Raw genomic sequence first — 10,918 nt, forward strand, 5'->3', positions numbered from 1 at the left:
GTATCCATCAACTTACCTTCCAAAAAAGTAACGTTCACCAGGTAACTGTTCTACTATTGCTTTAGAACGGCTATACTGCGTTGTATTCACATTAAATCTAAATGCTTAAAAAAAATGTTATGAAAAATTTACTTTTATCCTTTGCGCTATTAATTTCTTCATTCTGTTGGACTCAAAACACCAATGACGTCATTACTTTAAAAAATGGAAGTGTCATTATCGGTAAGATTACCGAGTTTAACTACAACAGTAACGTGTCCATACAAACTCAGGATGGTTACAATTTTACCTTCAGGGCTAATGACCTAAAAAGTGTAAAAAAATTACCCGCAACCAACGAACCAACCACTACTCCAATTCCTAATCAGAATTACACCAATAGAATTTCTAATCAAAGTGTGACCCCAACCCGGCAACAATATACTAATACACAGCCTGCTGTGAATCAAGGTGTTGCTGCTCGGGCTAATGCCTGGGATCAACAATCGTACAGCCCTAATGTTCAAAACAATGTACAAAACCAACCGCTTCCCAATTCAAATCAACAATTTGTAGCAAACACAAACTCCGGTACTTATACTCAAGATTATCCCAATACAAATACTTATCGGCAACCCCAAACCTATCCTAATGCCCAACCTGCTCAAAATTTCCAGAATCCTCAGAGAACTCAGAACTTTCAAGGACAAAATCAATATCAATCTGCAAACGTTTTACCTGTAAATCCTTCTCCGCAAAACGTTAACCCCCAGTATGGTAATGCTGGAAATAATTATGCAAATCCAAATCCATCAAATCGTTACGCTGCACCACAAGGATATGCTCAAAATCAATTCGTCCCCGCTCCAGTTCCTAGTCCTACTCCCATAACCGTTCCTGCTCCTAATCCTACTCCCAAAGCCGTTCAAAGCTCTGATATTTTCACTAATGTTGATAATTATGGAAGCGTTACCAAAACAGCTCCTGTAGACTGCTCCAGAGGATTTGGAAATTATGGTTTTATCAATAAAACAGGAAGAGATATCATTGTGAGCCTTCAAAAGCAACAAAACGATGGTGTCTACGGCGATTTTAAAGAAATCTCCATTATCGCAGGTTCCAGAGGGTATTTTAATAATATGGAAGCAGAAAGTTATCCTTTCTTTATTAAGCAGAAAAGCCTTGTCGGCAGCAACCGAAACGATTACGTCATCCTGGGAAGAGGAAAAATAAAAATAGAAAAATGTAAAACTACATTTATAGAGATTAAATAATCCCTTTATAAGAATATAAAAGCCGCTTATGTTTATTTCAAAGCGGCTTTTGAATTATTTTAAAACATGTAAGGAATATAAATGATCAAACCAATGATCACTGCAGTTACCGCGGCAATAAAAACGGCCCCAGCTGCAACATCTTTTATAAACCCTATTTTATTATGAAAATCTGGATGAATAAAATCCGCTACTGCTTCTATCGTAGTATTTAAGCCTTCGATACTCATTACCAGCCCTATGGCAAAAATCTGCAACATCCACTCGGTAGAAGTGATATTAAAAAAGAATCCCAAAAAGGTCATAACTACAGCGATACCCGCTTGTACCTGAATACTTGGTTCTGTTTTAAGCAATAACATTGCTCCGGTAAATGCATAACCACATCCTTTTAGTCTTCCTACGATAAACTTGGTGATCTTACTCATCTTTTTTTGGAGAGCGCATTAATTGCAGCTTCATAATTTGGTTCTTGTGCAATTTCTGGCACTTGTTCTGCATAGGCAATTGTTCCGTTTTCGTCTACAACTACAACTGCTCTAGAGTGTAATCCTTGCATAGGTCCATCAACGATTTCAACTCCGTAGTCTTTTCCAAACTGTCCGGTTTTAAAATCGGATTGGTTGATTACATTTTCAAGTCCTTCTGCACCACAAAAACGTCCCTGTGCAAATGGTAAATCTCTGGAAACACATAATACTTTCGTATTTGATAAATCGCTAGCCTCTTTATTAAAAGCTCTAACTGAAGCAGCACATATACCGGTATCGATAGATGGAAAGATATTTAAAACTACCTTTTGTCCCTTATAATCTGATAATTTTGAAGTAGACAGGTCTGTATTTACCAATTCAAAATCAGGAGCTTTCTGCCCTACTTCAGGTAATGTACCGATAGTGTGTATTTCTGTTCCTTGTAAAGTTATAGTAGCCATAATATAAATGATTGTTTTTTGTGTGTTAAAATTAAAAAGATTATATCGTATTTTCGTAAAGTTTCTATAAAATAAAAAACCTCCCGATTGGAAGGTTTACTTTTTTCTTTATTAAGTATCGATAGACCCCAGAACTCGCTGCATAAAATTGTTGAGCGCTTCTTTTTTGGGAGTACCTTGTTTGATCATTTTATCAACCTCTAAGGCACCATACATATTCGATATCAGTTCCCCTATTACATCCAGTTCTTCATCTTTTAATGAAGGAACCTCTGTTAAGGCTTCCAAAGTTTCTATAGTTTCAACAACAAAATCTTCATCGTTTTCTTCTATAAAACTAGTAAGATGTTTAATTACTGGTAACTTCATTTACTAGGTCTTTTAAGATTTCAAATTTGTTCGTCTGGACCTGATTCACAAAAGCTCCATTTTTAAAAGTAGCGAATGTAGGTAAGTTATCTACTGTAGCCATCTTTCTCGAGTTTGGATATTTTTCGGCATCTACAACGATAAATGTAGTATCGCTATTTTCTGTAGCCAATTTTTTAAATTTTGGCTTCATTATTCTGCAGTTACCACACCATGAAGCAGAATACTGAACCACTACTGTTTGAGAACCTGCAACAATTTGAGAAAGGTTATCTTCATTTAGTTCCTGAACCATACTATATGATTTAAAAAACGCACTCTTAGATCACAGTGTACCCAGGAGTGCGTCTGTTACTGTTTTAGTTAGCTGCCAAGTATGACGCTACACCTTCTCTATTTGCATTCATTGCTTCTTTTCCTTCTTCCCAGTTTGCAGGACAAACCTCTCCATTTTTCTGAACGTGCGCATAGGCATCGATTAATCTTAAAAACTCTGCAACGTTTCTTCCTACTGGCATATGGTTTACTCCTTCATGAAATACTGTACCTTCTTCGTCGATAAGGTAAGTCGCTCTATAGGTCACATTATCTCCTTCTACAGTCACTACTCCAGTTTCCTCATTATAGGTTTCGTTAGTAATATCAAGGATTCCTAGAGTACTAGCAAGATTACGGTTAGAATCTGCAAGAATTGGATATGTTACTCCTTCAATTCCTCCGTCGTCTTTAGCGGTATTTAACCATGCAAAATGCACCTCTGGTGTATCACATGATGCCCCGATTACAATTGTATTTCTCTTTTCGAATTCAGCTATCGCTTCTTGAAAAGCGTGTAATTCTGTTGGACATACAAAAGTAAAATCTTTTGGATACCAGAAAAGCAACACCTTTTTGTTGTTATTTTTTGCTTCTTCCAAAACGTTAAGTTTAAAAGTATCCCCCATATCGTTCATTGCGTCAACGTTTAAACTCGGGAATTTTTTACCTACAAATGTCATATTGTATTTTTTAAATTGATAATTGATTAATTTTTTAAAACAGCGCAAAGATACATCTTGATAACGGACTAGAAATACCCCTTTATTTTAATTTTTTATGTATGAATAGTTTTTTCTAATTATCCATTATCGAGACCACAAAATGTATTAAATTCTTACAAAACAATACATTTCCTTACAAAAATTACGGATAAATAGCACTTTTTTTACGGTGAATTGCACTCTGTTTCATCAATTTTCGTATTTTGGTCCAAGGAAACGAGCCAAGAATAATTAGAAAGTTGAAAAAATATATTCACTATATAACCATCATAGTGCTAATGGGTTTCACTCATCTAGTACAATCCCAAACTTCTATTATTTCGGATAGTATTCAAAGCTATATCGAAAAGGCGAAACAATTACAAGAAGAATACGAGTATACAAAATCCTTGGAGATTGCTACCGTGGCATTACAAACCGCTCTTTATAATAATGATGATAAAAGTCTTGCCAAGATATACAATATCATTGCAAAGAATTATGACATCAATGAAGATGATACGAAAGCAAGATACAATTATAGCAGAGCATTAATACTTTCCAGAAGTTCTAAAAGTAGAGAACTTGAAATTGACTTACTCAATAGCTTGGGTAGAATTAATACCAAACATAATTTGACCCGAGCCCGAGGTGTAGAAAACTATAAGCAATCCTATTCTTTGGCTTTCAAGATTAATGATACTATAAGAATGACCACTCCCTTGCTTAATTTGGGAGATTACTATATTACTAGAAATGATTTTGATAGTGCTTACGAGTATTTAGCTCCTGCCAGAAAACTTATTCATGATCAATCCCCTAATTTGGCAAAAACCAAATTAACCGGATTGCTGGGTAAATATTATTTGAGCATCAGAAAATATGAAGATGCCGAAGGTTTCATCAATGAGGCTATTAATTATGCCGTACAGGGAACGACCAACAAAAAAAATAGTGACGAGGTTTTATCTACCTATCACGAGGAGCTTGCTTCTGCTTATCAAACCAAATCAGAACTATACAAATCTCAGGAAGACTATTTACAAGCCTATATTTTTCAGAAGAAACAATTTCAGAATATTCTAAAAGGAAAAGAATACAAGAAATTTAAAGAACTAAGACAAGCTATCACAGAATATGAAGTAGATCAATTAGAAGAAAGAGCAACTAAAGCAGAAAATGAAAAAAAGGAAAGCGAATCAGAGGTGATTAAATGGAGAATTAGTATCATTCTTGGTATTATTTTAATTCTGATCTCATTGGCATTTTTAATAAGTTCTTACAAAAACAATATCCAAAAGAAACGATTGAATCATGTATTGATCGAGAAAAATAAAGAACTGGTTAGTGCCAAGGAAACTGCTGAGCAAGTTTCTACCTTAAAATCTCAGTTCATATCTACGGTAAGTCACGAACTTAGAACTCCATTATATGGAGTAATTGGATTGACCTCGCTTTTGATGGAAAATCCAGCCGAAAAAAAGAAAAACGAATACCTGGAATCCTTAAAATTCTCTGGAGACTATTTATTAGCTTTGATCAATGATGTATTGCAGCTTAGTAAAATAGAAACTAACGAAGTTACCCTAGAAAAAGTATCCTTCGAAATCCGATCGCTTATTGAAGGAATTGTAAATTCTTTACATACCAAGCAAAAAAGTAACAACAATGCAGTTCATATCGATATTGATTCCAAAATAAACAGCACCTTATTAGGTGACTCTGTTCGGTTATCTCAAATCCTGATCAATCTAATCGGTAATGCCCTGAAGTTTACAAAAGACGGTAATATCTGGATCTCTGTAAAATGTTTACAACAATACGATGATCGTTATTTGTTACGTTTCTTGGTAAAAGACGATGGAATTGGTATCCCGAAGGGTAAGCAAAAATCGATTTTCGACAATTTTGCTCAAGTCAAGAATGAAAATCAGGAGTATGAAGGTACTGGTTTAGGTCTGGCCATTGTAAAAAAACTGATACAACTACATAAAAGCGAGATCAAAATAAATAGTCAAGAAGGTAAAGGATCTGAATTCTATTTTGATTTGATTTATGAGAAAGCTATCAAAGAACAGGAAATTTCTTTACAAACAGGAGAAACTTTGAGTATTGGTACGACTAACTTTAATGTACTGATTGTAGATGACAATAAGATCAACCAGATCGTCACTCAAAACATCCTGAAGAAAAAAGGATATACTTGTAATATTGCTAGCAATGGTATGGCGGCAATCGAGATGTTGAAAGAAGAAAAATTCGACTTGGTATTGATGGATATCAACATGCCAGAAATGAATGGTCTTGAAGCTACCAAAGTCATCAGAACCTTCAATACGCATATGCCTATTATTGCACTAACCGCTGTAGAAGAGGGAGAAATCAGAAATCAGGCCATGTCAGTAGGAATGAATGATGTGATTATCAAACCATATGATACACAGCAATTCTTCCAGACTATTATGCGTAATATCTCCAAAGTAAAAATGGCTTAATCCCCTAGCCCGCCCATTTCCTACTAATATTTCTTTCTAAACTGTTAAATCCTATTCGATTTCTTTTGAATGTCTTAATTTAGATGCAAAATCAATTACAGCACTAAACGACTATGAGTTCAAAAGAAATAGGTTTCAATACCATTTGTACCCATCTGGGAGAAATCGAAGACCAACAATTTAAAGGAGCTATTTCTCCGATTTACTTATCCACCTCTTACGCTTTTGAAGATGTTGATGTAAAACGATACCCAAGGTATTTTAACACTCCAAACCAGGAAGCTTTGTGTAAAAAAATCGCTGCTCTTGAAAAAGGAGAAGCCTCTTTAATTTTTGGTAGCGGTATGGCCGCAATTAGTACTACTTTGTTTGCATTCTTACAAAAAGGAGATCATATCGTATTGCAAAGAACCTTGTACGGGGGTACTGCGAATCTGGTGAATGAAGAATTTGAAAAGCACGGGATTGAATTCTCGTATGTAGATTCACAAACCGCAGCTGGTTTTGAAGAAAAGATTCAAGCTAATACCAAAGTAATTTATATAGAAACTCCATCTAATCCATTGCTAACGATAACCGATATTAAAGCCATTGCGACTATAGCAAAACGCCATGGCATTGTTAGCATGATTGACAATACCTTTGCTTCACCAGTAAATCAAAATCCTATAGAATTGGGAATTGATATTGTGATCCACTCTGCCACAAAATATTTAGGTGGACACAGTGATATTTTGGCTGGAGCGGTAATTTCTACTGAAGAATATATGAATCGCGTTTTTGAAGTTGCCAAAAACTTTGGAGGAAGCCTAAGTGATTTTACCGTTTGGATGCTCGAAAGAAGTATCAAAACTTTAGGTTTGCGGGTAAAACAACAAAACGAAAACGCAATGAAACTTGCTACTTGGTTAGACGAGCAAGAAGATATCGCTGCCGTGCATTATCCGGGCTTACCAACACACCCAGATCATGAAATTGCTAAAAAGCAAATGAAAGGATTTGGAGGAATGTTATCCTTTGAATTACAATCACATTTGGATGCTACGCAATTTCAGAAAGCGTTGACATTGATTAAAAGTTCAATGAGCCTTGCCGGGGTAGAAAGCACCATCCTCTCTCCTACACTTACCTCGCATGCATTACTTTCCGAAGAAGAAAGAAAGCGCCAAGGAATAAATGACGGTCTATTACGACTAAGTGTAGGTATTGAAGAAGAAAACGACTTAATACAAGACATTGCGCAAGCTCTAAACAAAGTAAAAACTTTAGCACTTCAAGATTAAATGATAAAATTAGATATTCTGGCCATAGGCGCACATCCAGACGACATCGAGCTAAGTTGTTCTGGTACCATAGCCAAAGAAGTTGACCGTGGAAAAAAAGTAGGTATACTAGACCTTACCAAAGGAGAGTTAGGTACCAGAGGAACACCCCAAATAAGAGCCGCAGAAGCGCAAAAAGCATCAGAGGCACTGGGAGTAACCGTAAGAGAAAATCTAGGCTTCAGAGATGGTTTTTTTGTAAATGACGAAAAGCATCAATTAGAAATTATTAAAGTGATCCGAAAATACCGCCCAGAGATTGTACTTTGTAATGCTATAGACGATCGTCATATAGATCATGCAAAAGGTAGCAAACTGGCTAGTGATTCTTGTTTCCTATCAGGTTTACGTATGATCGAAACTAAGGAGGATGGCAAAATACAAGATCCGTGGAGACCAAAACAGGTGTATCACTACATCCAATGGAAAAATATTGAGCCCGACTTTGTCGTGGATGTAAGCGGTTATATGGACAAAAAAATGGAAAGTGTGCGGGCTTATGCTTCTCAGTTTTATGACGAAAATAGTAAAGAACCTTCTACTCCTATCTCCAGTAAGAACTTTATGGAGAGTATTAAGTATCGAGCTGCCGATTTAGGTAGAATTATTGGGGTAGCCTATGCCGAAGGCTTCACTGTAGAACGCTCTGTAGCAGTAGATTCCATTTTTGACTTAATTTAATTGAAAAAAATGTTTGCATAAATACAGAAATACTTTATTTTTGCAAACCAAAATTAAATGGTGGTTGTAGCTCAGTTGGTTAGAGCGCCTGATTGTGGTTCAGGAGGTCGTCGGTTCGAGACCGATCTTCCACCCGCCTTTAAAAACCTCGCTTATAGCGGGGTTTTGTCGTTTATGGGTACAACGATCTTATTGCTTAAAAAAACAAAGGGTACGCATAAACCCTACAAAAACTTATGCGTATCATTATTTGATATACAAAGAAAGTAAACTATGACTTGCAATAACGACCTGGTTCTGGCATTGCGTTTAATGCAATAAAGTCACTACAATCACCTGCATTGAGGTCTTTGTTCTCAGGTAATGTTCCTCCATTGATAGTTGTCTGTTCTTTTTTGGATAAAGATCTAAATTGTGTGAGATTAAGCATACTATTTATTTTGACATGCTTAAAGATACTAAAATCTATTCGTAAATCTTTTGAAGAGAAGAGCTCCCCATTGGGCACAAAAAAAAGGTGCAGTTAGGGCTACACCAATTATTTATACTGTGCTTACGTTAAGGGTAATTCCCCCAATTTCTGCATTTTGACTATGCAATATTACGGTTTTACCGTAGTTATTCCAAATTTTTTCAAAAGATTTTGTCAAAATGAGCTACGCTAAGCTTATAATATTACTTCTGCTCTTTTTTCTTTTTGAGCACATCTGCATAAATGCGTTCTGAGCGATTCGCAATCTCCCAGGCAGTATAAAATACCAATTGTGCGCGTTTAGCCAACAAATCATACTCAATTTTGTCTGGAGTATCTGAGGGTTGATGATAATCATCATGCACCCCGTTAAAATAAAAGATGATAGGGATGCTATGTTTCGCAAAGTTGAAATGATCACTTCTGTAAAAAAAACGATTGGGATCATTCTTTCTATTGTAGGTATAATCCAAATCCAGTTGTGTATATTCTTTGTTTATTGCTTCACTGATATTATGTAATTCTAAACTCAGGCGATCACTACCGATTAGATAGATATAATTTCTTTTATCTTCGGTATCATGGGCTTTGTCAATTCTACCAATCATATCTATATTGAGATCAGCTATGGTATTTTCTAAAGGAAATATTGGATTTTCTGTGTAGTAACTAGACCCATATAACCCTTTTTCTTCGCCAGTTACATGTAAAAATAGAATGGAACGTTTTGGTCCTACTCCATCTTTTTTGGCTTTCATAAAGGCTTCTGCCATTTCTAAAACGCTTACCGTACCCGAACCATCATCATCGGCTCCGTTATATATATTACCATCATAATCCACTCCTACATGGTCATAATGGGCGGATAACACGATAATCTCATCGGGTTTTTCGGTACCCTCGATAAAAGCCAATACATTTTCTGAAGCATTGATATTTCCTCTAAAATAACTTTTGGGGATTTCCTGAAAATAATCATCCCCACCCATAGGAGAAGGAATCCCCATTTTTTGGTACTGCTCTTTTAGATAGGCTGCTGCCTTTTTTTGTCCTGGCTCTCCGGTATCCCGTCCTTCAAAATCATCGCCAGCGAAAGTATATAGATGCTTCTTAAGATCTTTAGCTGTGATTGTTTTTGCGTATTTTACCGCTACTTCCTTCTTACTTTCTAAAATACTTTCTGTTTGTGGTTCTGTTGTAACAGATTTTTGTGAGGTTCCACAACAGAAAACAATAATGGATCCCAGTAGGATTAATGTGTTTTTCATGCAATTCTTTAATTTTGAGGGTACAAGATACTTAATTCGGAGGATATCTTTTCAACAATAGGTTATGGAGTGTAAAAACCTTTAAAATTATTTTAAAAATATTCTTTTTAGAATTAAAAAAGGTTTTATATTTGCACCCGCAATCAGGGAATACCTGATGAGACCAAACACTGGAGAAATGGCAGAGTGGTCGAATGCACCGGTCTTGAAAACCGGCGAGGGTCACACCTCCGGGGGTTCGAATCCCTCTTTCTCCGCGAAACACGACAAAAACCCCTGTATTAACAGGGGTTTTATTTTTTCTTAGGACTTATTCCATTTAATTTACCCACTGCATAATTATATCCAAATACATCTGTCAGTTCAGATCCTTCATAAGCATACTTTTTGTATACTTCCAAATGTTTCACTGTTTCATCCAAGCTTTCTTGAGTCCATTCAAATTCCATTATATATTTCTTCTCAATTGACTTGATGTTTTTAGCATCATCCAGGTGATATATAAATCGGTAAGGTACTTCTGAAGTTTTAAAGTCGTTCGCTATTTGATTTTCATCACTATAAAAAGTTTCTACAATTGTATTATTAGAATAATTATATCGAATTATCGGTCCTCCATAAAACCCAGATCCTGTGTATGTCAATTGGTGTCTTGAATTATAGAATTTTAATTCCTTAGTCCGCCCATGACCGTCAATTGTTTCCTGCACAAATGCAGTGTTTGATGTATCAGCTATATTGAATTTTACCAAATTAATAGATGAAGCTGTTATTTCTATTTTATGAAATTTAATCGGTTGGTCTTTGGATTGCATAAATCCCGTTGACGCAATTAGAAATGGAATCATAAATACTAAAAATATTGTCCTTTTCATTTTTTATATTTTAATTAGTTATAACGGTTTCAGCTATGAACAGTTCCGTAGGTTGGTACGGACTTTTGCAAATACACGACAAGCTGAAAATTCCTGCGTAATTTTCAGCATAAACCTGTAGTAGCAATTGTTTATAGCCATTGTGCCTGTTGCACAAGTTAACAAAAATGTAAGATAGATTTGTTATTGATTTTGGATTGGTATGTTATCTTTAAGTATGCAAGGCAAGA

At 35.7% G+C, this 10,918-nt stretch carries 12 protein-coding genes and 2 tRNA genes; 6 read left to right on the forward strand and 8 right to left on the reverse strand.

What is annotated here, in order from left to right; genetic code table 11:
• The first annotated feature begins 119 nt into the window (after positions 1–119).
• A complete protein-coding gene (locus ACXAGJ_RS23990; protein WP_474843628.1) occupies positions 120–1,253 on the forward strand; it encodes a hypothetical protein in 1,134 nt (377 codons plus the stop codon).
• A 59-nt stretch (positions 1,254–1,312) separates the two neighbouring features.
• Here ACXAGJ_RS23990 and ACXAGJ_RS23995 read toward each other — a convergent pair whose 3' ends face one another.
• The 5 genes from ACXAGJ_RS23995 to ACXAGJ_RS24015 all read right to left on the reverse strand — a co-directional run bounded on the left by ACXAGJ_RS23995 (position 1,313) and on the right by ACXAGJ_RS24015 (position 3,554).
• Positions 1,313–1,681: a diacylglycerol kinase gene (locus ACXAGJ_RS23995; protein WP_474843629.1), complete on the reverse strand. Its 369-nt coding sequence runs from the start codon at positions 1,679–1,681 to the stop codon at positions 1,313–1,315.
• On the reverse strand, positions 1,678–2,187 hold the full coding sequence (gene tpx, locus ACXAGJ_RS24000) for a thiol peroxidase (RefSeq protein ID WP_474843631.1): 510 nt from the start codon (positions 2,185–2,187) through the stop codon (positions 1,678–1,680). Before tpx ends, ACXAGJ_RS23995 begins: the two co-directional genes overlap by 4 nt.
• A gap of 111 nt (positions 2,188–2,298) precedes the next feature.
• A complete protein-coding gene (locus tag ACXAGJ_RS24005) occupies positions 2,299–2,556 on the reverse strand; it encodes a DUF6952 family protein (RefSeq protein ID WP_473286352.1) in 258 nt (85 codons plus the stop codon).
• Positions 2,537–2,851 carry a thioredoxin family protein gene (locus ACXAGJ_RS24010; protein ID WP_474843633.1) on the reverse strand — a complete coding sequence of 105 codons (315 nt, stop codon included), beginning with the start codon at positions 2,849–2,851 and terminating at the stop codon, positions 2,537–2,539. Before ACXAGJ_RS24010 ends, ACXAGJ_RS24005 begins: the two co-directional genes overlap by 20 nt.
• Before the next feature lie 64 nt (positions 2,852–2,915).
• Positions 2,916–3,554 carry a peroxiredoxin gene (locus ACXAGJ_RS24015; protein WP_474843635.1) on the reverse strand — a complete coding sequence of 213 codons (639 nt, stop codon included), beginning with the start codon at positions 3,552–3,554 and terminating at the stop codon, positions 2,916–2,918.
• A 320-nt stretch (positions 3,555–3,874) separates the two neighbouring features.
• Here ACXAGJ_RS24015 and ACXAGJ_RS24020 point away from each other — a divergent pair, with 320 nt between their 5' ends.
• From ACXAGJ_RS24020 to ACXAGJ_RS24035, 4 genes are all read left to right on the forward strand, one after another.
• Complete coding sequence (locus tag ACXAGJ_RS24020) at positions 3,875–6,070, forward strand: response regulator (protein WP_084549340.1); 2,196 nt, start codon at positions 3,875–3,877, stop codon at positions 6,068–6,070.
• A gap of 113 nt (positions 6,071–6,183) precedes the next feature.
• Positions 6,184–7,353, forward strand: a complete 1,170-nt coding sequence (locus tag ACXAGJ_RS24025; protein WP_474843637.1) for a trans-sulfuration enzyme family protein — start codon at positions 6,184–6,186, stop codon at positions 7,351–7,353.
• Positions 7,354–7,356: 3 nt separating this feature from the next.
• Positions 7,357–8,073, forward strand: a complete 717-nt coding sequence (bshB1, locus tag ACXAGJ_RS24030) for a bacillithiol biosynthesis deacetylase BshB1 (protein ID WP_474843644.1) — start codon at positions 7,357–7,359, stop codon at positions 8,071–8,073.
• Between the two features lie 59 nt (positions 8,074–8,132).
• Positions 8,133–8,208 (forward strand) — tRNA-His (locus ACXAGJ_RS24035).
• Positions 8,209–8,344: 136 nt separating this feature from the next.
• Here the strand turns inward: ACXAGJ_RS24035 and ACXAGJ_RS24040 are convergent.
• Together ACXAGJ_RS24040 and ACXAGJ_RS24045 are read right to left on the reverse strand one after the other, a co-directional pair.
• On the reverse strand, positions 8,345–8,503 hold the full coding sequence (locus ACXAGJ_RS24040; RefSeq protein ID WP_474843639.1) for a hypothetical protein: 159 nt from the start codon (positions 8,501–8,503) through the stop codon (positions 8,345–8,347).
• Positions 8,504–8,748: 245 nt separating this feature from the next.
• A complete protein-coding gene (locus ACXAGJ_RS24045) occupies positions 8,749–9,813 on the reverse strand; it encodes a M28 family metallopeptidase (RefSeq protein ID WP_474843641.1) in 1,065 nt (354 codons plus the stop codon).
• 172 nt (positions 9,814–9,985) lie between these two features.
• On the opposite strand from ACXAGJ_RS24045, the gene ACXAGJ_RS24050 reads away from it, so the two are divergent.
• Positions 9,986–10,070, forward strand: a tRNA-Ser gene (locus tag ACXAGJ_RS24050).
• Between the two features lie 36 nt (positions 10,071–10,106).
• Here ACXAGJ_RS24050 and ACXAGJ_RS24055 read toward each other — a convergent pair.
• The gene (locus ACXAGJ_RS24055; protein WP_474843643.1) at positions 10,107–10,688 is read right to left on the reverse strand and encodes a hypothetical protein; all 582 of its coding nucleotides are present in this window, start codon (positions 10,686–10,688) and stop codon (positions 10,107–10,109) included.
• Between the last annotated feature and the right edge of the window lie 230 nt (positions 10,689–10,918).

This window comes from Aquimarina sp. AWH4_224 (assembly GCF_056160245.1).